27 protein-coding genes are annotated in these 26,440 nt (G+C 68.3%); 9 read left to right on the plus strand and 18 right to left on the minus strand.

From position 1 onward, the window contains the following. The first annotated feature begins 42 nt into the window (after positions 1-42). Positions 43-606 (plus strand): peroxiredoxin, encoded by a 564-nt coding sequence (locus ACSFBM_RS08190; protein WP_435483917.1) that lies wholly within the window; start codon positions 43-45, stop codon positions 604-606. An 80-nt stretch (positions 607-686) separates the two neighbouring features. Then, positions 687-2,120: an aldehyde dehydrogenase family protein gene (locus ACSFBM_RS08195; RefSeq protein ID WP_435483918.1), complete on the plus strand. Its 1,434-nt coding sequence runs from the start codon at positions 687-689 to the stop codon at positions 2,118-2,120. 113 nt (positions 2,121-2,233) lie between these two features. On the opposite strand, the gene ACSFBM_RS08200 is transcribed toward ACSFBM_RS08195, so the two are convergent. Next, complete coding sequence (locus tag ACSFBM_RS08200) at positions 2,234-3,154, minus strand: ZIP family metal transporter (protein WP_435483919.1); 921 nt, start codon at positions 3,152-3,154, stop codon at positions 2,234-2,236. 11 nt (positions 3,155-3,165) lie between these two features. Beyond that, positions 3,166-3,801, minus strand: coding sequence for a superoxide dismutase (locus ACSFBM_RS08205; protein WP_435483920.1), 636 nt, complete (start codon positions 3,799-3,801; stop codon positions 3,166-3,168). Positions 3,802-3,994: 193 nt separating this feature from the next. Between ACSFBM_RS08205 and ACSFBM_RS08210 the strand changes: the two genes are divergently transcribed. From ACSFBM_RS08210 to moeA, 5 genes are all read left to right on the plus strand, one after another. Beyond that, the gene (locus tag ACSFBM_RS08210) at positions 3,995-4,693 is read left to right on the plus strand and encodes a hypothetical protein (RefSeq protein WP_435483921.1); all 699 of its coding nucleotides are present in this window, start codon (positions 3,995-3,997) and stop codon (positions 4,691-4,693) included. 81 nt (positions 4,694-4,774) lie between these two features. Continuing rightward, positions 4,775-6,058, plus strand: coding sequence for a serine hydrolase domain-containing protein (locus ACSFBM_RS08215; protein ID WP_435483922.1), 1,284 nt, complete (start codon positions 4,775-4,777; stop codon positions 6,056-6,058). A 57-nt stretch (positions 6,059-6,115) separates the two neighbouring features. Further along, positions 6,116-7,267, plus strand: coding sequence for a GTP 3',8-cyclase MoaA (gene moaA / locus ACSFBM_RS08220; RefSeq protein ID WP_435483923.1), 1,152 nt, complete (start codon positions 6,116-6,118; stop codon positions 7,265-7,267). 14 nt (positions 7,268-7,281) lie between these two features. After that, the gene (gene mobA / locus ACSFBM_RS08225) at positions 7,282-7,923 is read left to right on the plus strand and encodes a molybdenum cofactor guanylyltransferase MobA (RefSeq protein WP_435483924.1); all 642 of its coding nucleotides are present in this window, start codon (positions 7,282-7,284) and stop codon (positions 7,921-7,923) included. Continuing rightward, a complete protein-coding gene (moeA, locus tag ACSFBM_RS08230; protein ID WP_435483925.1) occupies positions 7,920-9,239 on the plus strand; it encodes a molybdopterin molybdotransferase MoeA in 1,320 nt (439 codons plus the stop codon). Before mobA ends, moeA begins: the two co-directional genes overlap by 4 nt. On the opposite strand, the gene ACSFBM_RS08235 is transcribed toward moeA, so the two are convergent. The 11 genes from ACSFBM_RS08235 to ACSFBM_RS08285 all read right to left on the minus strand — a co-directional run bounded on the left by ACSFBM_RS08235 (position 9,236) and on the right by ACSFBM_RS08285 (position 19,467). Continuing rightward, positions 9,236-9,727, minus strand: a complete 492-nt coding sequence (locus ACSFBM_RS08235) for a GAF domain-containing protein (protein WP_435483926.1) — start codon at positions 9,725-9,727, stop codon at positions 9,236-9,238. The genes moeA and ACSFBM_RS08235 overlap by 4 nt on opposite strands. A 28-nt stretch (positions 9,728-9,755) precedes the next feature. Beyond that, complete coding sequence (locus ACSFBM_RS08240; RefSeq protein WP_435483927.1) at positions 9,756-10,745, minus strand: acetamidase/formamidase family protein; 990 nt, start codon at positions 10,743-10,745, stop codon at positions 9,756-9,758. Positions 10,746-10,756: 11 nt separating this feature from the next. Then, positions 10,757-11,467, minus strand: coding sequence for an ABC transporter ATP-binding protein (locus tag ACSFBM_RS08245; RefSeq protein WP_435483928.1), 711 nt, complete (start codon positions 11,465-11,467; stop codon positions 10,757-10,759). Continuing rightward, complete coding sequence (locus ACSFBM_RS08250) at positions 11,457-12,182, minus strand: ABC transporter ATP-binding protein (protein WP_435483929.1); 726 nt, start codon at positions 12,180-12,182, stop codon at positions 11,457-11,459. The genes ACSFBM_RS08245 and ACSFBM_RS08250 overlap by 11 nt, the downstream gene beginning before the upstream one ends. Continuing rightward, positions 12,179-13,273, minus strand: a complete 1,095-nt coding sequence (locus ACSFBM_RS08255) for a branched-chain amino acid ABC transporter permease (RefSeq protein WP_435483930.1) — start codon at positions 13,271-13,273, stop codon at positions 12,179-12,181. Before ACSFBM_RS08255 ends, ACSFBM_RS08250 begins: the two co-directional genes overlap by 4 nt. A 39-nt stretch (positions 13,274-13,312) precedes the next feature. Continuing rightward, complete coding sequence (locus ACSFBM_RS08260) at positions 13,313-14,179, minus strand: ABC transporter permease subunit (protein WP_435483931.1); 867 nt, start codon at positions 14,177-14,179, stop codon at positions 13,313-13,315. A gap of 40 nt (positions 14,180-14,219) precedes the next feature. Then, complete coding sequence (locus tag ACSFBM_RS08265; protein WP_435483932.1) at positions 14,220-15,443, minus strand: urea ABC transporter substrate-binding protein; 1,224 nt, start codon at positions 15,441-15,443, stop codon at positions 14,220-14,222. A gap of 43 nt (positions 15,444-15,486) precedes the next feature. Beyond that, entirely contained in the window at positions 15,487-16,887 is a 1,401-nt protein-coding gene (locus ACSFBM_RS08270; protein WP_435483933.1) for an amidase, read from the minus strand. A gap of 268 nt (positions 16,888-17,155) precedes the next feature. Further along, positions 17,156-18,091, minus strand: coding sequence for a helix-turn-helix domain-containing protein (locus tag ACSFBM_RS08275; RefSeq protein ID WP_435483934.1), 936 nt, complete (start codon positions 18,089-18,091; stop codon positions 17,156-17,158). A 110-nt stretch (positions 18,092-18,201) separates the two neighbouring features. After that, a complete protein-coding gene (rnhA, locus tag ACSFBM_RS08280; protein WP_435446254.1) occupies positions 18,202-18,651 on the minus strand; it encodes a ribonuclease HI in 450 nt (149 codons plus the stop codon). A 39-nt stretch (positions 18,652-18,690) separates the two neighbouring features. Further along, complete coding sequence (locus tag ACSFBM_RS08285) at positions 18,691-19,467, minus strand: class I SAM-dependent methyltransferase (protein ID WP_435483935.1); 777 nt, start codon at positions 19,465-19,467, stop codon at positions 18,691-18,693. On the opposite strand from ACSFBM_RS08285, the gene gloB reads away from it, so the two are divergent. Further along, positions 19,466-20,245 carry a hydroxyacylglutathione hydrolase gene (gene gloB / locus ACSFBM_RS08290; RefSeq protein ID WP_435483936.1) on the plus strand — a complete coding sequence of 260 codons (780 nt, stop codon included), beginning with the start codon at positions 19,466-19,468 and terminating at the stop codon, positions 20,243-20,245. The genes ACSFBM_RS08285 and gloB overlap by 2 nt on opposite strands. Continuing rightward, positions 20,242-21,840, plus strand: a complete 1,599-nt coding sequence (locus tag ACSFBM_RS08295; RefSeq protein WP_435483937.1) for a transglycosylase SLT domain-containing protein — start codon at positions 20,242-20,244, stop codon at positions 21,838-21,840. The genes gloB and ACSFBM_RS08295 overlap by 4 nt, the downstream gene beginning before the upstream one ends. A 36-nt stretch (positions 21,841-21,876) precedes the next feature. Here ACSFBM_RS08295 and ACSFBM_RS08300 read toward each other — a convergent pair whose 3' ends face one another. The 5 genes from ACSFBM_RS08300 to ACSFBM_RS08320 all read right to left on the minus strand — a co-directional run bounded on the left by ACSFBM_RS08300 (position 21,877) and on the right by ACSFBM_RS08320 (position 26,435). After that, positions 21,877-23,058, minus strand: coding sequence for a low temperature requirement protein A (locus ACSFBM_RS08300; RefSeq protein ID WP_435483938.1), 1,182 nt, complete (start codon positions 23,056-23,058; stop codon positions 21,877-21,879). A 67-nt stretch (positions 23,059-23,125) separates the two neighbouring features. Next, positions 23,126-23,962: an ABC transporter permease gene (locus tag ACSFBM_RS08305; RefSeq protein WP_435438095.1), complete on the minus strand. Its 837-nt coding sequence runs from the start codon at positions 23,960-23,962 to the stop codon at positions 23,126-23,128. Further along, positions 23,962-24,777 carry an ABC transporter ATP-binding protein gene (locus tag ACSFBM_RS08310; RefSeq protein ID WP_435483939.1) on the minus strand — a complete coding sequence of 272 codons (816 nt, stop codon included), beginning with the start codon at positions 24,775-24,777 and terminating at the stop codon, positions 23,962-23,964. The genes ACSFBM_RS08305 and ACSFBM_RS08310 overlap by 1 nt, the downstream gene beginning before the upstream one ends. A 55-nt stretch (positions 24,778-24,832) precedes the next feature. Then, on the minus strand, positions 24,833-25,870 hold the full coding sequence (locus tag ACSFBM_RS08315; RefSeq protein ID WP_435483940.1) for an ABC transporter substrate-binding protein: 1,038 nt from the start codon (positions 25,868-25,870) through the stop codon (positions 24,833-24,835). A gap of 172 nt (positions 25,871-26,042) precedes the next feature. Next, complete coding sequence (locus ACSFBM_RS08320; protein WP_435483941.1) at positions 26,043-26,435, minus strand: MAPEG family protein; 393 nt, start codon at positions 26,433-26,435, stop codon at positions 26,043-26,045. Positions 26,436-26,440: the final 5 nt, after the last annotated feature.

Genomic DNA, 26,440 nt, shown 5'->3' on the forward strand with positions numbered 1-26,440 from the left:
GCCGCGGCCTAGAATTCCCGCCACACCGCACCGGAGTACATCATGGCCCGTTCGACCCTCTCGCGCATCGCCGTGACGACTGTTTTTGCCGCTGTCTCGGCCCTTGCACTCCCCGCCTGGGCCGCGCTGGACATCGGCGACCCCGTGCCCCGCTTCACCGCCGACGCCGCCCTGGGCGGCAAGACCTTTCGCTATTCGCTGAACGACGCGCTCGCCAAGGGGCCGGTGGTGGTCTACTTTTTTCCGGCCGCCGACTCCGCCGACTGCTCCATCGAGGCGCACGCCTTCGCCGAGGCCGTCGACAAGTTCGCCGCCCTGGGCGCCACCGTGATCGGCGTCTCGGCGGACGACATCGGCACGCTGTCGAAGTTTTCCGTCAAGTCCTGCCAGAGCCGGTTTCCGGTGGCGTCGGACGAAGCCAAGACCGTCATCAACGGATTCGACGCGCTGATGCAGACCCGGCCCGACTTCGCCAACCGCCTGTCCTACGTGATCGCACCCGACGGCAAGGTCGCCTATTACTACCAGAACCTGAACCCCGACAAGCATGTGGAACGCATGCTGAACGCCGTGCGGGCGCTGCCGAAGGCCACGGCCGCCAAGTAGGGGCGGCACGCAGCAGCTGCACAGGGGCTGCCGGCGCGCCCGGCCACGGATTTCGCGCGCTTCGCGCAAAATCCTGCCCCATGCAGCTCAACTACATCGCCAACGCGGACGTTCCCTCCTCCTCCGGCCGCACCCTGCCGGTCATCGACCCTTCCGACGGCCAGCCCTTCGACGACATCCAGCGCAGCAACGCCGCCGACATCGACTCCGCCGTGCGCGCCGCGCGCGACTGTTTCGAGGGCGTGTGGCACAAGGTCAGCGCCGCCGACCGCGGCCGCCTGCTCTACAAGCTCTCGCAGAAGATCGCCGAGCACGTCGACGAACTGGCGCTCATCGAGCAGCGTGATTGCGGCAAGCCCGTGAAGCAGGCCCGCGCCGACGCCGTGGCCCTGGTGCGCTACTTCGAGTTCTATGCCGGCGCCTGCGACAAGCTGCACGGAGAGACCATTCCCTACCAGGACGGCTACAGCGTGTTCACCTGGCGCGAGCCGCACGGCGTCACCGGCCACATCATTCCCTGGAACTACCCGATGCAGATCTTCGGGCGCAGCGTGGGCGGCGCGCTGGCCGCGGGCAACGTGTGCGTGGTGAAGCCGGCCGAAGACGCCTGCCTGTCGCTGATTCGCGTGGCGCAGCTGGCGGCCGAGGTCGGGTTTCCGGCCGGTGCGCTCAACATCGTGACGGGATACGGCCACGAGGTGGGCGACGCGCTCGCGCGGCACGAGGGCATCGACCACATCAGCTTCACCGGCAGCCCGAAGATCGGCACGCTGATCCAGCAGGTGGCGGCCGAACGGCACTGCCCGGTCACGCTCGAGCTCGGCGGCAAGAGCCCGCAGATCGTCTTTGCCGACGCCGACCTGGACGCGGTCGTGCCGGTGGTCATCAACGCCATCGTGCAGAACGCGGGCCAGACCTGCTCGGCCGGTTCGCGCGTGCTGATCCAGCGCGATATCTACGAGCCGCTGCTCGAGCGCCTGGGACATGCCTTCGAGGCGCTGCGCGTCGGCCCCGCCGCGATGGACCTCGACGTGGGCCCGCTGATCCGCCAGACGCAGCAGCAGCGCGTGTGGGATTTCCTGAGTGATGCCCAACATGCCGGCATTCCGATGGTGGCGCAGGGCGTCGTGGTCGAGGAAGCGCCAGAAACGGGCTTCTACCAGGCCCCCACCCTGCTGCGCGACGTGCCCGTGGGCCATCGCCTGGCACAGGAAGAGGTGTTCGGCCCGGTGCTGGCCGCCATGTCCTTCACCGACGAAGACGAGGCGGTGGCGCTTGCCAACGCCACGCAGTTCGGCCTGGTGGCCGGCGTGTGGACCGCCGACGGCTCGCGCCAGTTCCGCATGGCCAAACGCGTGCGCAGCGGCCAGGTGTTCATCAACAACTACGGCGCGGGCGGCGGCGTGGAGTTGCCGTTCGGCGGCGTGAAGTCCTCGGGCTATGGCCGCGAGAAGGGCTTCGAGGCGCTGTACGGCTTCACCACGCTCAAGACCGTCGCAGTCAAGCACGGCTAGAACCTGGCGCTCCCCCAGGCTGCGCGCACTTCGTGTCGCTTCGCCAACCCCCTCGCCGGGGGCGACACCTGCGGCCCGGCAAAGCCGGTTCCGCGGTGTCCCACGAAGGCCCCCTACCCCAACGCGGTGTCCAGCAGCATCATCAGCACGAAGCCGATCATCAGCCCGCTGGTGGCGAAGGCTTCGTGCCCCTTGCGGTGCGACTCCGGAATGATCTCGTGGCTGATCACGAACAGCATCGCGCCCGCCGCGAAGCCCAGCCCCCAGGGCAGCAGCATCGCCGAATGGCCGACCACTGCGGCGCCCAGCACCGCGCCCAGCGGCTCCACCAGGCCCGAGGCCATGCCGATCAGCACCGCGAACACGCGGCTGTAGCCCGCGGCCAGCAGCGCCACCGCGACGACCAGGCCTTCGGGTACGTCCTGGATCGCGATGCCGGTCGCCAGCGCGTCGGCGCGCAGGCCGTTGTTGGCCGCATAGCCCACGCCGATCGCCAGGCCCTCGGGCACGTTGTGCAGCGCAATCGCGAACACGAAGAGCCAGGTGCGACGCAGCTGTTTCGCGCTCTGGCCTTCGCGGCCCTTGATGAAGTGCTCGTGCGGCAGCACGCGGTCCATCAGCATCAGCACCGCGCCGCCCAGCAGGATGGCCGAGCCGATCACCCCGCCCGCCGCCCAACTGCCGCCGCCGAACACGCCCACCTGCTTCGCGGCCTGCAGCCCCGGAATGATCAGCGAGAAGGCGCTGGCCGCGAGCATCACGCCGGCGCCGAAGCCGAACAGCGTGTCCTGCAAACGGTCGGGCAGCTTCTGCGAGAACAGCACCGGCAACGTGCCCAGCGCCGTCGCCAGCGCGGCGACGCAGCCGCCCACCAGTGCGCTCCACACCAACGGATCGGCGCGCACGAACTGCCAGAACTGCGACACCGCCACCAGCACACCTGCCGCGACGATGGCCAGGCCGATCCATTCGCGCATCGGACGTGCCGGCTTCGGCTGTGCGCCGGCCACCGTGGCGTGCAGCGGTTCGTTCATGGGCCCGCTCCTCAGCCAGCGGTCGCGGCGGCGTGGCGCCGGGCCACCTCGGCCCAGTTCACCACGTTGTAGAAGGCCGCGATGTACTCGGGGCGGCGGTTCTGGTACTTGAGGTAATAGGCGTGCTCCCACACGTCCAGCCCCAGGATGGGCGTGTTGCCCGAGCCGATGCCGCGCATCAACGGGCTGTCCTGGTTGCCGCTGCTTTCCACGGCGAGCTTGCCGCCCGCGCCCACCGACAGCCAGGCCCAGCCGCTGCCGAAGCGCGTGAGGGCGGCCTTGGTGAAGGCGTCCTTGAACGCGTCGAGGCCGCCCAGGTCGGTGTCGATGGCCTTTGCAAGCGCGCCCGTGGGGGCTCCGCCGCCGCCCTGCCCGACCGGCGCCATCACCAGCCAGAACAGGCTGTGGTTGGCGTGGCCGCCGCCGTTGTTGCGCACCGGTGCGCGCAGCGCCTCGGGCAATTGCGCTACATCGGCAATCAGTTCTTCGACCGGCGTTTGCGCATGCGGCGTGTCTTTCAACGCCGCATTGAGGTTGTTCACATAGGTCTGGTGGTGCTTGCCGTGGTGGATTTCCATCGTCTGCGCGTCGATGTGCGGTTCGAGCGCATCGAAGGCATAGGGCAAGGCTGGCAAGGTGTACGGCACGGGCTGGAGCTCCTGGGTTGGAAGAGCCCTTTGCGTTGTCGACTTGGTGCGTACTCAGGCAGCCAAATGATAGGAATTCTCATTGGCTGCGTCAAGACATCGACACCACGTTGACGAAAAGCAGCCAAAAGCAGGAAGCTTTTGGCAACGATCGATACACTGCCTTCGGTACGTTTTCAGGGAGATTCCAACGATGAAGTTCAGGCACATCCGTCCCGTCGCACCGCTTCTGCTGCTCCTGGCCACAGGCCTGGCCGGCGCGCAGACCGCCACCCCGCCAGCGGGCGACTACATCTTTCAGTACGGCAGCGGCGCGCTGCACGTCAAGCCGAACGGGCACTTCGACATTGCCACCATCGGCGCCAACGCCCACACCTGCGCGCTCGACGGCACCATCGTGCGCGGCAAGGCCAAGATCGACGACACCGCCTGCGTGGTGAACTTCGCGGTCGACGCCGACAAGGTGAAAGTCACCACCAACGGGTCCGAGCAGTGCCGCGAAAGCTGCGGCGCGCGCGCCAGCTTCGAAGGCACCTACACCCGTCCCACCCCTGGCTGCACCGACAAGGCCGTGGCCAATTCGCGCAAGACCTTCAAGCGCCAGTACGACGCCAAGGACTACGCCGCCGCCCGTGCCACGCTGGCGCCCGTGCTGTCGGACTGCGAGAAGACGCTCGACTGGATCACCACGGGCTGGATCCGCAACGACCTCGCGCTCACGCAGTTCAAGCTCGGCGACCGCGCCGCCTGCCTGAAGAGCCTTCAACCCCTGGCCGAGGACGCCGCCTTGACGGACGACGGCATCAAGGACAACTACCCGCCGGCCGACGCCGAGATCTACCTGCCCGTGGTCCGCGCCACCCGCACCAACCTGAAGCTCTGCCGCGGATAGCCCAGTGCGCACTCGCAACAGACGGCGCTCAAGACCGTCGTGCCGGTTCTGAATTCACCACAACAAGACGGAGACAAATCCATGAGATTCCTGAAACGCACCCTGTGCACCGCCGTGCTGGGCCTCGGCCTGGCCATTCCGCTGCTGGCCGCCGCGCAGGCGCTGCCCACCGCCACGCCCGAGCAGGTCGGCCTGTCGAGCGAGCGCCTGCAGATGCTCAGCGACGTGCTCAAGGCCGACGTGGCCGCCGGCAAGATCCCCGGCGCGGTGCTGCTGGTGGCACGCCAGGGCAAAGTGGCCTGGTTCGATCCGGTGGGCAAGCTCGACACGGCCACGGGCGCGCCGATGCCGCGCGACGGCATCTTCCGCATCTACTCGATGAGCAAGCCCATCACCACGGTTGCCGCGATGATGCTGGTGGAAGACGGGCGCCTGAAGCTGGACGACCCCGTCGCCACCTACCTGCCGGAGTTCGCCAGCATGACGGTGGGCGTCGAGAAGCCCGGCCCCGACGGCAAGCCGGTGCTCGACACCGTGCCCGCGCGCCGCCCGATCACCGTGCAGGACCTGATGCGCCACACCTCGGGCCTGACCTACGGCTTCTTCGGCCCGGGCCTGGTCAAGCAGGCCTACAACGCCGCCGGCCTGGGCGCCGGCGACCCGACGCTGGCCGAGTTTTCCCAGCGCCTGGCCAGGCTGCCGCTGGCCTACCAGCCCGGCACGACCTGGGAGTACAGCCAGTCGACCGACATCCTGGGGCGCGTGATCGAGGTGGTGTCGGGCCAGTCGCTCTACCAGTTCGAGAAAACCCGCCTGCTCGACCCGCTGGGCATGAAGGACACCAGCTACTACGTGCCGGAGGCGGCGCGCCAGCCGCGCATTGCCGAGCCGCTGCCCAGCGACCGCAGCTTCGGCGTGGGGGCCGACTTCAACGACCCGCGCATCGTGCGCAAGTACGAGTCGGGCGGCGGCGGGCTGGTGTCGACCGCGAACGACTACGCGCGCTTCCTGCAGATGCTGCTGAACGGCGGCTCGCTCGACGGCAAGCGCTACCTCGGTCCGCGCACCCTGGCGCTGATGACCTCCGACCATGCCAACGCGGGCGCCGGCATCGTGCCCGGCCCGCTCTACCTGCCGGGCCCGGGCTACGGCTTCGGCCTGGGTTTCGCGGTGCGCCGCAACGACGGCGAGGCGCCCTACCCGGCCGCCGGCGGCGAATACAACTGGGGCGGCGCGGGCGGCACCTACATGTGGGTCGACCCCAGGAACGAGATGTTCGTGGTGCTGATGCTGCAGTCGCCCAAGTACCGCACGCACTATCGGAGCCTTGCGCGCAACATGGTCTATGCGGCCGTGCTCAAGTAGCCTGCGCCGCGTGGGCTCATGGGCGATGGCGCAAAATCGCCCTCTCCCCTCGACGCCATGAAGAACAGCAGCACCGTCATTCCCATTTCCGCCGTCGGCCACGCGCACCCCGCCGTGGCCGTGCCGGAGCTGACCGTGCCTGCCACCGGCCAGTTGCTCGACCGCCTGGGCCGGCCCCTGACCGACCTGCGCATCAGCGTGACCGACCGCTGCAACTTCCGCTGCAGCTACTGCATGCCCAAGGACGTGTTCGACAAGGACTACAAGTACCTGCCGCACAGCGCGCTGCTGAGCTTCGAGGAAATGACGCGGCTGGCCCGCCTGTTCGCCGGCCACGGCGTACGCAAGATCCGCCTCACCGGCGGCGAGCCCCTGCTGCGCAAGAACATCGAAGGGCTGATCGAACAGCTCGCCGGCATCCGCACGCCGGACGGCGAGCCGCTGGCGCTCACGCTCACCACCAACGGATCGCTGCTGCAGCGCAAGGCCGCCGCATTGCGGGCCTCGGGCCTGCAGCGCGTGACGGTGAGCCTCGACAGCTTGGACGACGCCGTGTTCCGCCACATGAACGACGTCGACTTTCCGGTGGCCGACGTGCTGGCCGGCATCGACGCGGCGCTGGCCGCGGGCCTGGGGCCCATCAAGGTCAACATGGTGGTCAAGCGCGGCACCAACGAGCAAGAGATATTGCCGATGGCGCGCTACTTTCGCCAGCACCACGGCGGCAAGGTGGTGCTGCGCTTCATCGAATACATGGACGTGGGCGCCACCAACGGCTGGCGCATGGACGAGGTGCTGCCCTCGGCCGACGTCATCGCGCGCATCCACGCCGAGTTCCCGCTGGTGCCGCTGGAGGCCTCCACGCCCGGCGAAACGGCCCAGCGCTGGGCCTATGCGGATGGCGGCGGCGAAATCGGCGTCATCAGCAGCGTGACCCAGGCCTTCTGCCACGACTGCAGCCGCGCGCGCCTGTCGACCGAAGGCAAGCTGTACCTGTGCCTGTTCGCCAGCGCCGGCCACGACCTGCGGCCGCTGCTGCGTGGCACCGCGAGCGACGACGACCTGTCTTCCGCCATCGGCCACATCTGGCAAGGCCGCACCGACCGCTATTCCGAGTTGCGCGCCCTGCGCGGACCCGAGGACGAGCACAGCGGCAGCGCGGGCGACAAGGCCCCGCGCCGCGTCGAGATGAGCTACATCGGCGGATGAGGCCGGCCGTGGCCATGCCCGCGCAGCCCGCCATCGCGCCTGCCGACATCACGGGCTTGCTGCTGGCCGGCGGACGCGGCTCGCGCATGGGCGGCGTCGACAAGGGCCTGCAGCTTTTCCGAGGCGAGCCGCTGGCGCTGCATGCGGTACGCCGACTGCGCCCGCAGGTCGGCGCGCTCATGGTCAATGCCAACCGAAACCGCCCCGCCTACGAAGCCTTCGGCGCACCGGTGTGGCCCGACAGCCTGGCCGACTACCCGGGGCCGCTCGCCGGCTTCCTGAGCGGCCTCGAACACTGCACCACGCCCTGGCTGCTGACCGTGCCCTGCGACACCCCGTTGTTTCCGCTCGACCTGGCGGCCCGGCTCGCCGCTGCGGCGGCCGCCGAAGATGCCGAGATCGCCATGGTTGCCGCCCCCGAAGCCGTCGACGGCGATGCCGCCGCCGCGCTGCGCCCCCAACCCGTCTTCTGCCTGCTGCGCGCCGACCTGGGCCACAGCCTGCGCCGCTACACCGAAGCCGGCGGCCGCAAGGTCCACGCCTGGACCGCGCAGCACCGCACGGTGCGCGTGCCCTTCGACCGCCCCGGCGACGCGCCCGAGGCCTTCTTCAACGTCAACACCCTGATCGAGCTGCACGCGCTCGAGAACCGATGAGCCGCATTGCAGACATCGCCGCCGCCCTGCCGGGCTACGACGCCGCCGACCTGAGCGTCGACGCCGTTCACGCCTTTCTCGCGCAGCTCACCGCGCCGTGCGTCGTCACCCAGTGCGAAAACGTGGCGCTCTTCGATGCGCTGGGTCGCGTGCTGGCCGAGGACATCGTCTCGCCGCTGAGCGTGCCGCCGCACGACAACTCCGCCATGGACGGCTACGCCTTCGACGGCACCGTGCTGCGGGACGACGCGCTCAGCGACGCTTCCGTCACCGTGCGCGTGGTGGGCACGGCGCTGGCCGGCGCGGCCTGGCGCGGCGCGCTGGGCGCGGGCGACGCGGTGCGCATCATGACCGGCGCAATGATGCCGGCCGGGCTCGACACCGTGATCCCGCAGGAGTTCTGCAACGTCGAGGGCGACCAGGTGCGCTTTCCGGCGCATGTGGTGCGCCGCGGCGACAACCGCCGCTTTGCCGGCGAAGACCTCATGCAGGGCCAGCCTGCGCTGCGCCGGGGCGAGCGCCTGTCGCCCGCCGCGCTAGGCATGGTCGCGAGCCTGGGCCTGCCCGGCGTGAGCGCGCTGCGGCGGCTGCGGGTTGCGTACTTCTCGACCGGCGACGAAATCCTGAGCCTGGGCGACGCCCCCCGCGAAGGCGCGGTGTACGACAGCAACCGCTACACCGTGTTCGGGCTGCTCACCAAGCTGGGCTGCGAGGTGATCGACCTCGGCCTGGTGCGCGACGACCCCGCCACGCTGGCCGCCACGCTGCGGCGCGCGGCACGCGAGGCCGATGCCATCGTCACCAGCGGCGGCGTCAGCGCGGGTGCGGCCGACCACACGCGCGACGTGATGCAGCAGCTGGGCGACATGGCCTTCTGGCGGGTGGCGATGCGCCCGGGGCGGCCGCTGGCCGTGGGGCTCATTTCACGCGACGGGCCCGACGCCTCGGCGCAGCCGGCCTTGCTGTTCGGCCTGCCTGGCAACCCGGTGGCCGTGATGGTGACCTTCCTGGCCTTCGTGCGCCCGGCCCTGCTGCGCCTGATGGGCTGCCACGCAACCGCATGCGCCCCGCCGCCCTTGCTGCGTGCGCGCAGCACGGGCCCCATCCGCAAGAAGCCCGGACGCACCGAGTACCAGCGCGGCTTCGTCACGTCGGTGAACGGGGCCTTGCCCGAGGTGACGGTGGCCGCCAACCAGGGCTCCGGCGTGCTGAGCTCGATGCTCGAGGCCAACGGGCTCGTGGTGCTGCACCACGCCCAGGGCAACGTCGCGCCGGGCGACGAGGTCGACGTGATGATGTTCGACGGGGCGATCTAGGCCGAAGGGTCGTTTTCGCGCGCCCGTTCCTCGAGCTTCGTGACCACCTGCTGCGCCAGGAAGCGCAGTTGCTCCAGGGCTTCGAGGCTGATCTCGCGCGGCTTGGTATCGATCACGCACACCGTGCCCAGCGCTTCGCCGTTGCTCGTCACCAGGGGCGCGCCCGCATAGAAGCGGATGCTCGGGTCGCCGGTGACCAGCGGGTTGGACTTGAAGCGCTCGTCCGCCAGGGCATCGTTGACCACCATCACCTCGCCCGGCGTCTGGATCGCATGCGCGCAGAACGCATGCGCCCGGGGCGTTTCCGCCGCCTCCAGCCCCACCCGCGACTTGAACCACTGCCGCCGGTCGTCGATCAGCGAGATCAGCGCAATGGGCGTCCCGCACATCTGCGCGGCAAGGCGGGTGATTTCGTTGTAGGCGGCCTCTTCGCTCGTGTCGAGGATGGCCACGCGGCGCAGTTCGGCCAAACGTGAGGTTTCAGTCATGCCGCGATTATCGGGCCCCCGAAAGTACTCACGGCGCCAGGTACGTTTTCGAGATGCCGGCTCCCACGGTGTACTTCGGGTCGACGAAGTTGCCCAGCCGCACCTTGCCGCACTGGCTCAGCATCATGTAGGCGTCCCAGCGGTCGTAGCCGTATTCGGCCTCCATCCAGAGCACCAGCTCCTTGTAGGCGATGCGGGTCGCGTCTTCCAGCGGCCGGGCGCTGCCGATGGCCATGATCATGTCGGCAGTCTCCAGCCGCGGCCAGTCGAGCGTCCAGCCCTTGACGAGGTCCACGCGGATGGTCGTGAGGCTCGGGTACTCCACCGCCGTGCCGCAGACCTCGCCGTCGCCCTGGCAGGCGTGCGCGTCGCCGATGAACACGCGCGCGCCCGCGGTGCGCACCGGCAGGTAGGTGATGCTGCCCGGGCCCATGTCGGGCAGGTCCATGTTGCCGCCGTGCTGGTCGGGCGTGAGGCTGTTGATGGAGTCGATTTCAGGCGAGCAGCTCAGCGTGCCGATGTGCGGCCTGTAGGGCAGCGTGACGCGCTTGCTCCAGTACACGCCCTCTTCGTCCACGTCGATCTTGCGGGTGATCTCGGGCAGCGGCTCGTTCAGCAGCGCGGTGAAGGCGGTGCCGCTGAGCGCGCCGAAGGACGGGATCATGCAGCAGGTGCCGCGCGGGTTGGGCCCGCGCGGCGCCATCGACTCGATGTACACGGCCAGGGTGTCGCCGGGCTCGGCCCCCTCGACCATGATCGGTCCGTTCTGCGGGTTCACGAAGGGCATGGTCAGCACCTTCGAGGGCAGATCCTGCTCCGTTTTTATTTTGCCGTCGAAGGCGTCGCGCGTTTCCACCACGATGCGGTCGCCGGGCTTCACCGTCATCACGGGGCTGGAATACGGGCCGATGGTGAAGTGGAAAGTGCCCTGCTTCGCCTCGGTGAGTTCATGCGTGACGATGCTGCGTTCGCGGCCGATGCCGCGCGTGTGCATGATCGATTGGTCGAGCCAGCTCATGAGGTTGTCCTTCAGATCATCAGGTGGTTGCGCACGGTCTGCGCGTTCATGTGACCCGCTTCGATGCGGCCCACCACGCGGCCCTTCTCCATCACGTAGGCGCGCTCGCCCACGTCCAGGATCGTGTCGAGGTTCTGTTCCACGAACAGAATCGTCGTGCCCAGGTCGCGCCGGATGGCGCGCAGCACGTCGCAGATCAGCTGCACGATGGAAGGCTGGATGCCTTCGGACGGCTCGTCGAGCAGCATCAGCGCCGGGTTGCCCACCAGCGCGCGGCCGATGGCGAGCTGCTGCTGCTCGCCGCCCGACATGGTGCCGGCCAGCTGGTTGCGGCGCTCCGCGAGCTTGGGAAAGTACTGGTAGACCAGGTCGGGCAGCTTCTTGCCCTGGGGCCCGCCGACCAGTTCGCCCACCATCAGGTTCTCCGCCACCGTCATGCGCGCGAACACGTCGCGGCCTTGCGGCACGTAGCCGATGCCCAGGCGCGCGCGCGCATCGCTCGGCAGCGCCGATATCTCCTGCCCGCGCAGTTGCACGCTGCCGCCGCGCGTGCGCAGCAGGCCCATCAGGCAGCGCATGGTAGTGGTCTTGCCCACGCCGTTGCGCCCGATGAGGCTCACGATCTCGCCCTTGCGCACCCTGAGGTCCACGCCCTGCAGGATCGGCGTGGCGCCGTAGCTCGCATGCAGGCCCTTCACGTCCAGAACGACTTCAGTGCTCATGGGTCTTCCCCAGGTAGATCTCGGCCACGCGCGGGTCGGCGATGACTTCTGCGATGGAACCTTCGGCAAACACCTTGCCGAAATGCAGCACCGTCACGCGCTGCGCGATCTGGCGGATGAAGGCCATGTCGTGCTCCACCACCAGCACGGTCATGCCTTCGGCGTTGAGCTTCTGGATCAGCTCGCCGGTCTTGAAGGTTTCCTCGGGCGACAGGCCCGCGGTCGGCTCGTCCATCAGCAGCAGCACGGGCTTGAGCGCCAGCGCCATGCCGATCTCCAGCCACTGCTGCTGGCCGTGCGCCAGCTCGCCCGCGAGCTTCTTCGCATCGGCGGCGAGGTCGAGCAGCGCCAGCAGCCGGTCTTCCTCGCGCGTGAGCTCCGCGCGGCCCGTCACGTGGTGCTGCAGCGCGATGTGGATGTTCTGCCGCACCGGCAGCTCCTTGAACACGCTGGGCGCCTGCATCTTGATGCTCATGCCCTGCTGCACGCGCTGGAACGGACGCTGGCGGGTCACGTCCGCGCCCTGGAAGGCGATGTGGCCCGAGGTGGCCTCGTGCGTGCCCACGATGAGCTTGAACAGCGTGCTCTTGCCCGCGCCGTTGGGGCCGATCAGGCAATGGATCTCGCCCTGCGTCACCGACAGGTCCACCTCGGACACGGCCGCGTGGCCGCCGAAATGCTTGGTCAGCGAGCGGGTTTGCAACAAGGGGGTCATGCGCGCACCTCCTGTGCGTCGGGCACGGACTGAACCGAACGCTCTTTCACGGCGCTGCCGCCGCGCCTGGCGAACACGCGCCGCACCGCCTGCACCACGCCGATGACGAAGCCCTGCGGCGCCACCATCACCGTGCACAGCAGCATCGCGCCCATCAGCAGCAGCGCGGCCTGCTGGCTGTAGACCGTGATGGTCTGGAACGCCCACAGCACCAGGAACGAGCCGACCAGCGTGGCCGTGATGTCCCCGCGCCCCGAGAACGCCACCCACACGATCGGCATGGCGGCCGCCGGCAGCCCGATGCTCGCGGGCGTGATGAACTGGCCCCACGAGGTGTAGAGCACACCGCTCAGGCCCGCCAGCGCCGAGCCGATGACGAAGGTCGCCAACTGGTACTTGCGCACGTCGTAGCCCAGCAGCTCGGCGCGCTGCGGGTCTTCGCGCACCGCGACCACCACGTGGCCGAAGCGCGAGTTCAGCAGCATGCGCAGGCCGATGTACACCACCACGATCAGCCCCACCACCAGGTAGTAGAGCGGCATGCCGTCGAAGTACAGCGTCTCGCCGCCAGGCAGCGGCAGGTTCAGCGGCGCCATGTCCTTCATGCCGTTGAAGCCGTTGAGCCGCGCGCTGCCGATGTGCCATTCGGGCCCCGCCGTCTGCCCCAGGAAGAAGGCCAGCACCAGCGTGGCCGACAGCGTGACGATGCCGAAGAACACGCCGCCCACGCGCCCCCAGATCATGAAATAGCCCAGCACCGCCGCGGCCAGCGCCGCGAGCACCAACGCCCCCAGCAGCGCCAGAAAGGTGGTGCCCGCCTCGCCGCCCAGGTTGATGGCGAGCACGCCGTAGCCGTAGCCCGCGATGCCGAAGAACAGCGTCTGCCCGAAGGACAGCATGCCGCCGTAGCCCCACACCAGGCACAGGCCCATGGCCATGAAGACCCAGGTGAGCAGGTAGGCCATGTTGCCCACGTCGTAGGCGTCGGCGACCACCGGGTACAGCAGCACCGCGGCGAGCACCGCCAGGAAGGGAAGCCAGAAGACGCGCGTGGTGCCTAGCGTCTGCGGGCCGTTGATGAGTTGGAACATGAAAGGTGACTCCGTCGATTCAGCGTGGTTCAGCGCAGTTCATCGGGTTTTGCGTGCCAGCCAGCCCGACACCCCCTCGGGCAGGATGCGGATGACGACGATCACCGCGAGCAGCATGCCGATCTGCCCCACGATCTGCCCGCCCCAGCCGTTCAGCCCGGTGCGGATCACCGCCAGCAGGATGCCCGCCGGCGCGGTGCCCAGCAGCACGTTGGCGCCGCCCACCACCACCGTGACGAAGCTCTCGACCAGAAAGGCCGCGCCCATCGTCGGGATCAGCGTCATGGTGGGCGCATAGAGCGCGCCGCACAGGCCGGCCAGCGCCGCCCCGATGCCGAAGCTCAGCGCATACACCCGCCCCACGCGCACGCCGGTGGCCTGCGCAATGGACGCGTTCTGCATCGTGGCCCGCGCATGCACGCCGAAGCGGGTGCGCATGAAGATGAAGTAGATGCCGCCCAGCACCGCCACGGCCGCCGCGAACAGCACCATGCGGTACACCGAGAAGGTGTAGCCGCCCACCACGAAGCTGCCTTCGGGCGTGCCGATGCCCGTGACCGACGAGCCCACCGTCAGCAGCATGCCCTGCGTGACGATCAGGCTCAGCCCCCAGGTGGCCAGCAGCGAATCGAGCGGGCGCTTGTAGAGCTTGCGCACCAGGCTCCACTCCAGCACCACGCCGATGAGCCCGGCGGCCAGCGTGCCGCACAGCTGCGCGAGCGGCAGTGGAAAGCCCGCATGCACCAGGCCCACCGTCACGTAGGCCCCGCACATGATGAACTCGCCGTGGGCCATGTTGATCACGCCCATCATCCCGAACACGATCGCCAGCCCGGCGGCCGACAGGATGAGGAACGCGAACACGTCCGCGAACTGGTAGAAGAACGAAAAGATTTCGGCGAACACCGCAGGGTCCTTTGAAGAACGCGGATGAAGGGCGCGGGTGTCAGGACTTCTTCGGCAGGTCCGAAGGCGTGTACTGCTTCTTGTCGTTGTTCTTCGTCAGGTCGCAACCGATCTTGCCCAGCCAGTACGGCTGGATGGTCCCGTAGTCCTTCAGCACGTTGACCTTGTGCTTCTCGTCCACCGCGATCAGGCGCATCTGGTGCGAGGCGTGCTGGCTCTTGGGGTCGATGCAGATCTTGCCCTCGCCTGCCTCGATGCACGCGTCGCCCGATGCGATCACCTTGCGCAGGTCGGCCAGCTTGGTCGACTTGGCCTTCTCCACCATCGTCTTGTACATGTACAGCGCGTTGTAGGCGTTGTAGCCCATGTCGTTGATGTACGGCTCGTTGGGGAACTTGGCGTGCCAGCGCTTCTTGAAATCGGTGGCGGCGGGCGAATCGATCTCCTCGAACCAGTTGGCCGTGGCGTGCATGCGGTTGAGCGCCGGCGGCGCGAAGCGCTTGTGCTCGAAGCCCAGCATCACCTTCACCGACGAGCCCATCGGCAGGTTCAGCTTGGCGGCGGCGGCCTGCTCGAAGAACGAGTCCTGCGCGGCGCCCACGTTGAGCATCAGCAGCCAGTCGGGCTTGGCCTTCTGGATGTTCTGGATGGTCTGCGCGAACTGCGACACGCCCAGCGGAATGAACTCCTCGCCCACCACGGTGCCGCCGATGTCCTTCAATATCGAGCGGTTCCACTCGGCGCTGATCTGGCCGAAGTTGTAGTCGGCTGCCACCACGTAGACCTTCTTGCCGAACTTCTCGACCATGTAGGGAATGAGCGTGGAGAACTGCTGCTCGGGCACCGCGCCCATGCTGATCATGTTGGCGTCGCACACGCCGCCTTCGTACTGGTTGGTATAGAAGTAAGGCGTCTGCGTGCGGTCGACGATGGGGCGCACGGCCTCGCGCGAGGCCGAGGTGATGCCGCCGATGAGCACGTCGACCTTGTCCTTGCTCAGCAGGCGCCGCGTGAACTCCTGGTAGCGCGCGTTGTCGCCCTGCGGGTCGAGATGAATCAGCTCCACCTGCCGGCCCATGATGCCGCCGGCCTTGTTGATTTCTTCCACGGCCAGCAGCGAGCCGTTGAGCTTGGGCTTGCCCATGAAGGCGAGGTCGCCCGAGACGTCTTCCATCAGCCCGACCTTCAGCGGGTCGGCGGCCCATGCGGAGGTGGCCAGGGCCAGCGTGCAACCCAGGGAGACAAGCGCGTGACGTAGTTTCATGGTGATGTGCTTTCGAGGGATGTGATGAAAGGAAGAAAGAGATTCAGAGCGCCGGGTGCTTGCGGTGCCAGTCGGTCGCTTGCTGGAAGGCCGCGCCCGCGCGCACCAGCAGCGCCTCGTCGAAGTGGCGCGCCACGAACTGGAAGGCCACCGGCATGCCCGCGGGCGTGAAGCCGCCGGGCAGCGTGATCGTGGGGCTGCCGGTCATGTCGAAGGGGCAGGTGTAGCGCAGCATCGCGGACATCAGATCGGCGTCCACGCCCATCTGCGACATGCGCTCCATGGTCGGCGACGCGATGCCCGTGGCCGGGATCAGCAGCAGGTCGATGTCCTGGAACAGCGCCCTCACCTTGCCGCTGAAGTCGTGGCGGCGCAGCACGATCTTCTGGTAGTCGACGCCGCGCTGCGCCAGGCCCAGCTCGACCAGGCCGGCCACCGCCGGGCCGTACATGTCCTTGCGCGAGGGGTAGGTCTTCTCGTGCACCACGGCGGCTTCCATGCCGCACAGCGGGAACCAGTCTTCGATGGCCTGCGTGGGGTCGGGGAAGCTCACTTCGCGCACCTCGCCACCCAGCGCCTTCACGGCCGCAATGGCGGCGTCGAGCACGGCGCGCGTCGGCGCATCGACGCCTTCGGTGGTCCAGCGCGTGTCGATGCCCACGCGCAGGCCGGCTAGGCCCTTGGCCATGTCCGCGAGGTAGTCGGGCACGGGCAGCAGGCTCGCGGTCGGGTCCTTCGCGTCGGCGCCCGCGATGGCGCCGAGCATGGCGCCCGCGTCGGCCGCGCTGCGGGTCATCGGGCCGATGTGGTCCAGCGTGGCCGCCAGCTCGAAGGCGCCGTAGCGGCTCACCCGGCCCCAGGTCGGTTTCAGGCCCGTGAGGCCATTGGCGGCCGAGGGAAAACGGATGGAGCCGCCCGTGTCGGTGCCCAGCGAGCCGTAGCACAGGCCCGCCGCCGTGGCCACGCCGGAGCCGCTGGACGACACGCCCGGCCAGTGCGCCGCGTTCCACGGATTGACCGGCGGCGACACCGAGGGATGGTGGTCGGCGTAGGCGCTCTCGGTGAGCTGCAGCTTGCCGAGGATGACCGCGCCGGCCTCGCGCAGCTTGCGCACCACGGTGCCGTCTTCGGTGGGCACGAAGTCCTTGTACAGCGTCATGCCGGCGACGGTGGGCACGCCTTGCGTCCAGCACAGGTCCTTCACGCCGACCGGCACACCCTGCAGCGGGCCGCGCAGCTGCCCCTTGGCGATCTCGGCATCGGCGCGCTCGGCTTCGGCCAGCGCCGAGTCGGTCATCACGCGCACATAGCTCTTCAGGGCGCCGTCTACCTCGTCGATGCGCGCGAACTGCGCCTTCGTCACCTCCACCGAGGACAGTTCACGGGACTGGATGAGGCGGCCGACTTCAAGAAGCTCGAGGTAGTGCAGATCGTTGCTCGACATGGCGGGAGGACTCCGGTCGTTGTTGAAGAAAGAAGGGCTCTGGAAGCGCGTCCAGAGCAGGTACCGAAGTTATCGGCCGGCGGCTGCGAGCGCTTTGCTCACAGCGCCATTGCGATGTGCTGGTTCGGCCAGCCTGTGCCTTTCAGCGCAGGTCAGCGCGGAACAGGCTTGCGCCGATGGAAGGCGGTGGCACGCTGGAAAGCATGGCCGGCGCGCAGCGGCGCGGCTCGGCGCAAGGCCAGCCAATGATCTTTGGGAGGGTGCCGGCTCAGTGCCGGCGCAGGAGCGTCTGCGGCGTCACGCCGTAGGCCTTCTTGAAGACACGGCAGAAGTGCGACATGTCGCTGAAGCCGTACTGGAACGCCGCCTGCGTGACCTGCCGCACGCGCCCGTCCATCAGCGCACGGTGGCTGGCTTCGAGCCGCTGCTTCCACAGCCACTGCGTCGGTGTGGTGCCCTGCTCGGCGAACACCCGCGCCAGCGTGCGGGCCGAGACGTTCTGTGCGCGGGCGATCTGCGCCACGTCGAGCTCGCAGTCGTCGAGATGGGCCACGATGTAGTCGCGCGTTTTCTGCAGCAGTGCGCCGTGCGCGGTACGCGCCGAGTCCGTGCCTTCGGCCTGCACCTGCAGCGCGGCCGAGAGCATGTCCAGCAGCGAGCTCGCCAGGCTGGCCTGCATGCCGTCGCGCCCTGAAATGTCGAGCACCGCCGCCTCGCGGATCATGGTGCCCAACAGCTTCGCTATGGGGTGGCCCTCGGCCAGGTGCATGGCCGTGAGGTTGTGCGCCTCGGGCACGCGGCACAGCAGCTGCATGCGCGGAATGCGCACCAGCAGCGCCGATTCGGGCGCGAGGTCGAAGGTGAAGGGGCGCGCGGCGTCGTACAGCACGATGTCGCCGTTGCGCTGCTGCACGCTGCGGCCCGACTGCGACAGCACGCCATGGCCCGACACCATCAGGCTGAGCATGAAGTCTTCGTTGGGCCCGCTGCGCAGGTGCCGGGCATCGCGCTCCCAGAGGCACCGCGGGGAACACATCTCGGCCAGTGTGAGGTTGCCCAGCGAACGCACCGAAAAGCGCGCATTGAAATGCGCGCGGTCGGGCACCAGGCTCTTGGCGGGAATGAAGTGCCTGCAGACCACGTCGCTCCAGTAGTCGAAGCGCTGGCCGGGGTCGACCGCGTCGGTGGTGTAGTCGAGGTTCATGCTGCGAACGAATGAGTGACCGTGGGACGGGAACCGCCCGGTGGCGCCGAAACGCACTCTAGCAACATCCATGCCCCTTGCGCAGGGGCCCGACCCGGGTCAGCCGTGCATCAAAGGCGGCCGAGTGCCTTGTCCACGCCCTTGTTGGCCAGCATGTCGGCGCGCTCGTTGCCCGGGTCGCCGGAGTGGCCCTTGACCCAGCGCCATTCGATCTGGTGGCCGCCCTCGGCCACCAGCTTGTCGAGCCGCTGCCAGAGCTCGACGTTCTTCACGGGCTGTTTGCTCGCGGTCATCCAGCCCTTGGCCTTCCAGCCACGGATCCACTCGGTGATGCCCTTGCGCACGTACTGGCTGTCGAGGTAAAGCAGCACCTTGCAGGGCCGCTTGAGCGCGGCCAGGCCTTCGATGACGGCGGTCAGCTCCATGCGGTTGTTGGTGGTGTCGAGTTCACCGCCGAACAGGTCCTTCTCGGTGGCACCGGACTTGAGCCACGCGCCCCAGCCTCCGGGGCCAGGGTTGCCCTTGCATGCACCGTCTGTGTAGATCACGACTTCGTTCAAACCGACTGTCCTTGTGTATTCGTTGGCATCATTTTCTTGTCAATTGCCGGGTTCGCCGGTCTTGTTGCGGTGCACCTTGCCCGCAATGGGCACGGGCGCCGTGGTCCGGGCGGCGGCACGGCGCCAGTCGGCGCTGAGCAGGCGCATGCCGCGCACGCGCTTCACCGCCACCAGGAAGTAGGCCGCGCCGAAGATCGGCCACCAGCGCTCGCCGGCGGCGTCCATCCAGCGCGCGCGCTCCAGCCAGGCCTCGCTGCGCACGGCCGGCCGGTAGATGCCGAAGCGGCCCGACTCGACCTCGAAGCTCAGCAGCCGCAGCCAGTCGCGCATGCGCCAGTAGCCGATGAACTCCCCGCCCTCGGGCAGGTAGAGATCGCCGACGCCCAGCTTGCGGTAAAGATGCGCCCTGCGCTGCCGCATGCCCCACAGGCTGGCCGGGTTGAGCCCGCAGATCACCACCCGGCCCTCGGGCACCAGCACCCGCTCGACCTCGCGCAGGGTGGCGTGCGGGTCAGGGCTGAGCTCCAGCGCGTGGGGCAGCACCACCAGGTCCAGGCTGTTGGCCGCGAACGGCAGTGCCGCAAAGTCGGTCAGGAGCGTCCCTCTGGCGCCGCGCGCCGGGTCGTCCAGCGCCAGCCAGCGGTGCGGCATGCGGTTGGTGCGCAGGGCGTCGACCTCGGCCGCGCCCAGCTGCAGCGCGTGATAGCCGAACACGTCGGCCACCGCCTGGTCGAACTGGGCCTGCTCCCAAGCCAGAAGGTAGCGCCCCGGGGGGGTCGCGAACCAATCATGCAAACCTATAATTTGACCGCTCATGACCCTTGTTCCGCTGCCCGCCTTCGCCGACAACTACATCTGGATGCTGCACGACGGGTCCCACGCCATCGTGGTGGATCCGGGCGATGCCCAACCGGTGTTCGACGCGCTCGCGCGCCACAAGCTGCAGCTCGCCGCGATTCTAGTCACGCACCACCACGCCGATCACACGGGCGGCGTGGCCGCACTGCACGCGGCCACCGGCGCGCCGGTGTGGGGCCCCGCGACCGAGCGCATTCCCGAGCCCTTCACGCCGATGGCGCAGGGCGACGTGGCCGAGGTGCTGGGGCTGCAGTTCCGGGTGATCGACGTGCCGGGCCACACCGCCGGGCACATCGCCTACTTCCTGCCAGCGGCGCCTTCCCAGGCGCCGTTGCTTTTCTGCGGCGACACGCTGTTCTCCGGCGGCTGCGGGCGCCTGTTCGAGGGCACGCCCGCGCAGATGCTGCATTCGCTCGACGCGCTTGCTGCGCTGCCCGGCGATACCCGTGTCTGCTGCGCCCACGAATACACACTTTCTAACCTGCGTTTCGCGCTGGCCGTGGAACCGGGCAACGCCGAACTGAGTCTTTACTACGCGCACTGCGAAAGCCTGCGCGCGCAGGGGCAGCCGACGCTGCCCTCGCAACTGGCCACCGAACGCCAGATCAACCCTTTTCTTCGCAGCCGCGAAGCCACTGTCCTTCGAGCGGTGCGTGCCCACGCCGAGCTGGCTGCCGACGCAGCCCAAGCCGACGTGTTCGCCGCACTGCGCCAATGGAAAAACGACTTCCGATGAAATTTTTCGCTGCCACCTGCCTTGCAGGTTCACTGGTGCTCGCGGGCTGCGCGGGCACGAACAACAACTCCACACCCTCCTCTTCTTCACCCCAGGCCGGCGGCACCGGCAGTGCGGCCCCGGTCTATCCGCGCAGCGCCCTCTCCCCGCTTGCCAGCGGCAGCGCGCAGTCGCAAAGCGTGGTCACGCTCGCCCCGCCGGTGGACATGTGGGACCGCATCCGCCGCGGCTTCAAGATGCCCAACCTGGAAAGCGACCTGGTTCGCGACCGCGAGCAGTGGTACGCCAGCCGGCCCGACTACATCCAGCGCATGACCGCGCGCTCGGACAAGTACATCTTCCACATCGTCGAGGAACTCGAGCGCCGCAACATGCCGACCGAGCTCGCGCTGCTGCCCTACATCGAGAGCGCGTTCAACCCGCAGGCCGTCTCCAGCGCGCGCGCGGCGGGCATGTGGCAGTTCATGCCGGCCACCGGCAACGACTTCGACCTGAAGCAGAACATCTTTCGCGACGACCGCCGCGACGTGCTGGCCTCCACCCGCGCCGCACTCGACTACCTGCAAAAGCTCTACGGCATGTTCGGCGACTGGCAGCTCGCCCTGGCCGCCTACAACTGGGGCGAAGGCAGTGTGAGCCGCGCCATCGCCAAGAACCAGCGGCTGGGCCTGCCGACCACCTACAGCGACCTGACGATGCCGGCCGAAACGCGCCTGTACGTGCCCAAGCTGCAGGCCGTGAAGAACATCGTGGCGAACCCGCAGGCCTTCAACACCGAGTTGCCGGTGATCGCCAACCACCCGTACTTCCAGACCGTCACGCTCACGCGCGACCTCGACGTGGAGCTCGCCGCCAAGCTGGCCGATGTGCGGCTGGAAGACTTCCGCGCCCTGAACCCGGCCGCGCACAAGCCGGTGCTCATCGCCTCCGGCACGCCGCAGATCCTGCTGCCCTGGGACAACGCGGCCGTGTTCCAGCGCAACTTCGACGCCTACTCGCAAGGCCAGTACGCCAGCTGGACCGCCTGGGTCGTGCCCACCACCATGACGGTGGCCGACGCCGCCCAGCGCTCGGGCATGAGCGAAGCCGACCTGCGCGCCATGAACAACGTGCCACCGCGCATGCTCATCAAGGCCGGCTCGACGCTGATCGTGCCGCGCGGCGCGCGCGTGAAGGAAGACGTGGCGGCGGTCGTGGCCGACGGTGGTCACCTGAGCTTCCAGCCCGAAATCGTCACCCGCCGCACCACCGTGAAGGCGGGGCGCGCCGACAACGTGGCCAGCATCGCGCGGCGCTACAACCTCAAGCCCGCCAACGTGGCCGAGTGGAACGACGTGCAGCAGAACCACGCGTTCAAGCGGGGCTACAGCGTGGTGGTGTACCTGCCCATCCGCGCGAGCGTCGCGGCCCGCGTCGGCACCGGCATCCGGCCCGTCGCCCACACGCCCACGGTCTCGACCTCGCGGCGCGGCGCGGCGGCCCCCTCCAAGGCGGCGGCGCCCAGGGGCTCCAACATCGTCAAGGTGCCTGCCAGCAGCAAGCAGCCAGTCGTGCGCGAGAAGCGCGGCGGCACGCCGGCGAAGAAGCAGCGCTGAACCCCGCGGTTCGCCGCATTTGCTGCGTTCGCCGCTTCAGTGGGCCTTGGCGGCCCACGCCCTGCGGCGCACTACCGCTTCGAGCGCGGCCACGGCAATCATGATGACCGTGGTCAGTGCGCCCACCGCCATCACCGTGAGGTGCGACCCGAAGACCGCAAGCACCGCCAGCAGGCCCAGCCCGTACAGGTGCGACTGCGGCAGGAAGCCGCGCACCACGCGCTTGAACAGCGCATTGCCGAACAGGTAGAGCGCCGGCCCGCCGATCAGGGCGCCCAGGTACTTGAGCTCGGCATGGTGCGCGCCCTCGCCGATCGTCAGTTCGTCGGCCACCGCGCACACGATGATGCCGGCCACCAGGATCACGTGCGTGTAGTGGAACTTGGCGCCGATGGCGCCCGGGTCCGCCGAATGCTCGATGACGTGCGTCGCCTCCTTGGCGCTGGTGTCGAAGTACATCCACCACATCGCCAGGCTGCCCGCAAAGCCCACGAGCAGCGCGAACAGGTCGGCGACATGCCATTCGGCGTGGTGCCCGAAGGCGATGCCGGTGGCCAGCACCGACTCGCCCAGCGCCACGATCACGAACAGCTGGCAACGCTCGGCCAGGTGGCCGCCGTCGATGGTCCACTCGCGGGTCGACGAGCGCCCCAACCCCGGAAAGTGCAGCCCGATCATCGGCGCGATGTACTCGCACAGCACGCCGCCGAACCACAGCGCAAGGCGCACCGGCCCGTCGGCCAGGCCGCCCGCGATCCAGAATGCGCCCGCCACGCAGTTCCAGGCCAGCAGGCGGCGGAAGTTGGGCGTGAGCGGATCGTTGCGGCCGATGGCGATCAGCATGCAGAGCGTGCGCCCCGCCTGGATGCCCACGAAGCACAGCGCGAACACCAGCCCCCGCTCGGCAAAGGCCCCGGGCAGCGCCGAGGCCATCACCAGGGCCAGCAGCATGATCGCGAACAGCACGCCGCGGATGCGCAGCGTGCCGGGGTTGAACCAGTTGGTGGTCCACGCCGTGTACTGCCAGCCCAGCCATACGGCGAACCACATCACCAGTGTCTGGAACGCGCCCAGCAGCGTGAGGTGGTCCAGCAGATAGTGGGACAGCTGCGTGACGGAGAACGCGTAGACCAGGTCGAAGAACAGTTCTTCGTTCGAGACCCTGGCCGCCTGGTCGCGCGAGCGCAAGGTCGTGGCCCGCTTGTGGTCCTGATTCATTGTTCACCCCGGTGGATTCGTTGCGGCGCCCTGCGCACCGCGCGGGATCATCGCACGCACGCCGGGGCTAGAGCTTTTCGGTTTCGCCCGTTCTGGGCTGCCACTTCATGAGGCGCTTTTCGACCAGGCCCACGATGCCGTCGAGCACCAGCGCAAAGGCGGTGAGCACCACGATGCCTGCGAACACGGTGTTGACGTCGAAGGTGCCCTCGGCCTGGAGAATCAGGTAGCCCACGCCGCGCGCCGAGCCCAGGTACTCGCCCACCACCGCGCCCACGAAGGCCAGCCCCACCGACGTGTGCAGGCTGGAGAACACCCAGCTCGTCGCGCTCGGCAGGTACACGGTGCGCAGCAGCTGCCGCTGGTTGGCACCCAGCATCTTCGCGTTGGCCAGCACCACCGGGCTCACCTCGCGCACGCCCTGGTAGACGTTGAAGAAGACGATGAAGAACACCAGCGTGACGGCCAGCGCCACCTTGCTCCAGATGCCCAGGCCGAACCACAGCGCGAAGATGGGCGCGAGGATCACGCGCGGCATCGAGTTGGCGGCCTTGATGTAGGGGTCGAGGATCAGGCTCGCGGTGGGCGCGAGCGCCAGCCACAGCCCGCAGGCCAGCCCGAGCACGGTGCCGATGCCGAACGCCAGCACGGTCTCCAGCAGCGTGGTGCCCAGGTGCAGGTAGATGTCGGCGTTGCCCTTCAGTCCTTCGGGAAAGAACACGTTGGCCGGCACCGCGAACGGCAGGAACCAGCTCCAGATGCGACCCGCCACCTGGATGGGCTCGCCCAGGAAGAAGGCGAACTGCTGGTTGCGCGAGGCAAGGTGCCACGCCACCAGAATGACCACCAGCAGCGCCAGTTGCCAGAAGCGCGCATTGCGTTCGTTGAGTCCGAGGCGGGCCATCAGGCGGCCTTCCTCAGTTGCTGCGCATAGCCCTTGAGCACCTCGTCGCGCAGCACCTCCCAGATCTGCGTGTGCAGCTCGACGAAGCGCGGCTGCGTGCGCACCTCGGCCACGTCGCGCGGGCGTGCGAGGTCGATCGCGAATTCGCCGATCGGGTGCGTGGCCGGCCCGGCCGACAGCACCACCACGCGGTCGCTCATGGCGATGGCCTCGTCGAGGTCGTGCGTGATGAACAGCACCGCTTTCTTCTTGGCGCTCCAGAGGTCCAGCACCTCGTTCTCCATCAGCTGGCGCGTCTGGATGTCGAGTGCGCTGAAGGGCTCGTCCATCAGGATGATGTCGGGGTCGAGCACCAGTGTCTGCGCCAGCGCCACGCGCTTGCGCATGCCGCCGGAGAGCTGGTGCGGGTAGCGGTCGCCAAAGCCCGAGAGTCCCACGCGCGAGAGCCACGCCTCGGCTTGCCGGCGCGCCTCGGCATCGGGCACGCCGCGGTACTGCAGCCCCACCATCACGTTGTCGACGGCGCTGCGCCACGGCATCAGCGCCTCGGTCTGGAACATGTAGCCCGCGCGCGCGTTGACATCCGCAAGCGTCTTGCCGAAGACCTTCACGGTGCCCGACGAAGGCTCCAGCAGGCCCGCGCCCACGTTCAGCAGCGTCGACTTGCCGCAGCCCGTGGGGCCGACCACCGACACGAACTCCCCGGCCTTGATGCGCAGCGTGGTGTCCGCCACCGCGGTGTAGCGCTGGCCGGGATCGTCCTTCGAGTGGAAGGTGCAGCTGATGGAGAGGAGTTCGAGTGCGTGGTCGTGCATCGTCGGACGGGGAATAAAAAACCCGGCCGAAGCCGGGTCGCGGGGACGTTCGTTGTCAGGCTTTGAACCTGTCTTTCGCGCGCCGAGCAAAATCGTTGGTGTAGGTTTTCGCGAGGTCGATCTTGTCGGCCTTCACGGAGGTGTCGAAGCTCGCAATGGCGTTGAGCGCCGTCTTGGGGCCGTCCGTGGGCACGAGCCCGTCGGTGGCGATGGATTCGCGCACCTTGTCGAAGGACGCGAGGTACAGCGCGCGGTCGCCGAGCAGATAGGTCTCGGGCACCGTCTTGATGATGTCGCCCGGCCCCGCCGTCTGCAGCCACTTCAGGCCGTGCACGATGGCATTGGCCAGCGCCTGGCAGGTGTTGGGGTTCTTCTGGACGAAGTCGGCCGACGCGTACAGGCAGGCCGCCGGCATCGTGCCGCCGAACACCTGTTCCGTACCCTTGAGCGTGCGCGTGTCGCTGATGATCTTCACGTCGCCCTTCTGCTCGAGCATGGTCATCACCGGATCGGTGTTGCTGATGGCGTCGATCTGGCCCGAGCGCAGCGCGGTGAGCGCGCCGGCCGCCACGCCCACGCCGATGAAGCTCACGTCGCTGGCCTTCAGCCCGCCGCGCGACAGCACGAGGTTGGCCACCATGTTGGTCGACGAGCCCGGCGCCGAGACGCCGATCTTCTTTCCCTTGAGGTCTTGAATGCCGGTGTAGCCCGCCATGTTCTTGGTCGACACACCCACCGCGATCTGCGGTGCGCGGCCCTGCAGCACGAAGGCCTGGAAGAACTGGTTCTTGGCCTGCAGGTTGATGGTGTGTTCGTACGCTCCCGAACAGACATCGGCCGAACCGCCGACCACCGCCTGCAGCGCCCGCGCGCCGCCGGCGAAGTCCGAAATTTCGACCTCGAGCCCTTCGGCCTTGAAGTAGCCCAGCTGCTCTGAAATGGTGAGCGGCAGGTAGTAAAACGCCGCCTTGCCGCCCACGGCGATGGAGATCTTCGTCTTCTCCAGCTTCGCCTGCTGCGCAAAGACACGCGGCAACCCGATGGTTGCGGCGGCAATGGCGGAGGCTGAAATGAGGGTGCGGCGATGAAGCATGAAACGGTGCCTGTGACGGGGCCTGTAGGCTCTGTGATTCCTGTGAACTGAATCGAGCTTAGAGGCCGCATCACGCCACTGCATCGGGGTCATCCCGTGCGGGTTTTCACGTAAGCACGAAGGCCTCCAGGAGGCCCGTGGCCAACCGTTCTTCTGCGCTTGTCCTGCGCGCTTACCGCGCGAGAAAAAGAATCGCGACGTTCACCAGGAACCCCAGGGCCCAGACCGCGCTGCGCGCACCGCCGATGCCCTTGATGTAGAGCCCCAGGTAGATCACGCGCAGCACCACGTAGGCCACGGCGAGCATGTCCAGGCGGGACTGCGCCGCGCCAAGCTGGTGCGCAATGATCACCGCGCCGACGAAGAATGGCAGCCCTTCGAAGCTGTTCGCCTGCGCACTGTTGGCGCGTGCGCGCCAGCCGCTCTGCCTGGCGGCCCAGTCGCGCGGGTGCTGGTTGTCGCGCGGCCCGAAGCTGCCGGCCTTGGCGAGCCACGCGGAGAGGTACGGCAGGCCGCAGGCGATGAACACGCACCAGTAGGCGACGGTGAGCAATGAGAACGTCATGTCGA

Origin of the sequence: Variovorax pasteuri (genome assembly GCF_051216435.1) — a bacterium.
GTDB lineage: Bacteria > Pseudomonadota > Gammaproteobacteria > Burkholderiales > Burkholderiaceae_C > Variovorax.

Bases quoted from the DNA above. Each gene is read 5' to 3' on its own strand.
- ACSFBM_RS08255 (WP_435483930.1), bottom strand. From the start codon at position 13,273: ATGTTCCAACTCATCAACGGCCCGCAGACGCTAGGCACCACGCGCGTC.
- ACSFBM_RS08250 (WP_435483929.1), bottom strand. From the start codon at position 12,182: ATGACCCCCTTGTTGCAAACCCGCTCGCTGACCAAGCATTTCGGCGGC.
- ACSFBM_RS08300 (WP_435483938.1), bottom strand. From the start codon at position 23,058: ATGAATCAGGACCACAAGCGGGCCACGACCTTGCGCTCGCGCGACCAG.
- ACSFBM_RS08240 (WP_435483927.1), bottom strand. From the start codon at position 10,745: ATGAGCTGGCTCGACCAATCGATCATGCACACGCGCGGCATCGGCCGC.
- ACSFBM_RS08270 (WP_435483933.1), bottom strand. From the start codon at position 16,887: ATGTCGAGCAACGATCTGCACTACCTCGAGCTTCTTGAAGTCGGCCGC.
- moaA (WP_435483923.1), top strand. From the start codon at position 6,116: ATGAAGAACAGCAGCACCGTCATTCCCATTTCCGCCGTCGGCCACGCG.
- ACSFBM_RS08310 (WP_435483939.1), bottom strand. From the start codon at position 24,777: ATGCACGACCACGCACTCGAACTCCTCTCCATCAGCTGCACCTTCCAC.
- ACSFBM_RS08320 (WP_435483941.1), bottom strand. From the start codon at position 26,435: ATGACGTTCTCATTGCTCACCGTCGCCTACTGGTGCGTGTTCATCGCC.
- ACSFBM_RS08275 (WP_435483934.1), bottom strand. From the start codon at position 18,091: ATGAACCTCGACTACACCACCGACGCGGTCGACCCCGGCCAGCGCTTC.
- ACSFBM_RS08215 (WP_435483922.1), top strand. From the start codon at position 4,775: ATGAGATTCCTGAAACGCACCCTGTGCACCGCCGTGCTGGGCCTCGGC.
- mobA (WP_435483924.1), top strand. From the start codon at position 7,282: ATGCCCGCGCAGCCCGCCATCGCGCCTGCCGACATCACGGGCTTGCTG.
- ACSFBM_RS08305 (WP_435438095.1), bottom strand. From the start codon at position 23,962: ATGGCCCGCCTCGGACTCAACGAACGCAATGCGCGCTTCTGGCAACTG.
- ACSFBM_RS08245 (WP_435483928.1), bottom strand. From the start codon at position 11,467: ATGAGCACTGAAGTCGTTCTGGACGTGAAGGGCCTGCATGCGAGCTAC.
- ACSFBM_RS08195 (WP_435483918.1), top strand. From the start codon at position 687: ATGCAGCTCAACTACATCGCCAACGCGGACGTTCCCTCCTCCTCCGGC.
- ACSFBM_RS08265 (WP_435483932.1), bottom strand. From the start codon at position 15,443: ATGAAACTACGTCACGCGCTTGTCTCCCTGGGTTGCACGCTGGCCCTG.
- ACSFBM_RS08200 (WP_435483919.1), bottom strand. From the start codon at position 3,154: ATGAACGAACCGCTGCACGCCACGGTGGCCGGCGCACAGCCGAAGCCG.
- ACSFBM_RS08210 (WP_435483921.1), top strand. From the start codon at position 3,995: ATGAAGTTCAGGCACATCCGTCCCGTCGCACCGCTTCTGCTGCTCCTG.
- ACSFBM_RS08285 (WP_435483935.1), bottom strand. From the start codon at position 19,467: ATGAGCGGTCAAATTATAGGTTTGCATGATTGGTTCGCGACCCCCCCG.
- ACSFBM_RS08190 (WP_435483917.1), top strand. From the start codon at position 43: ATGGCCCGTTCGACCCTCTCGCGCATCGCCGTGACGACTGTTTTTGCC.
- ACSFBM_RS08235 (WP_435483926.1), bottom strand. From the start codon at position 9,727: ATGACTGAAACCTCACGTTTGGCCGAACTGCGCCGCGTGGCCATCCTC.
- moeA (WP_435483925.1), top strand. From the start codon at position 7,920: ATGAGCCGCATTGCAGACATCGCCGCCGCCCTGCCGGGCTACGACGCC.
- ACSFBM_RS08315 (WP_435483940.1), bottom strand. From the start codon at position 25,870: ATGCTTCATCGCCGCACCCTCATTTCAGCCTCCGCCATTGCCGCCGCA.
- ACSFBM_RS08295 (WP_435483937.1), top strand. From the start codon at position 20,242: ATGAAATTTTTCGCTGCCACCTGCCTTGCAGGTTCACTGGTGCTCGCG.
- gloB (WP_435483936.1), top strand. From the start codon at position 19,466: ATGACCCTTGTTCCGCTGCCCGCCTTCGCCGACAACTACATCTGGATG.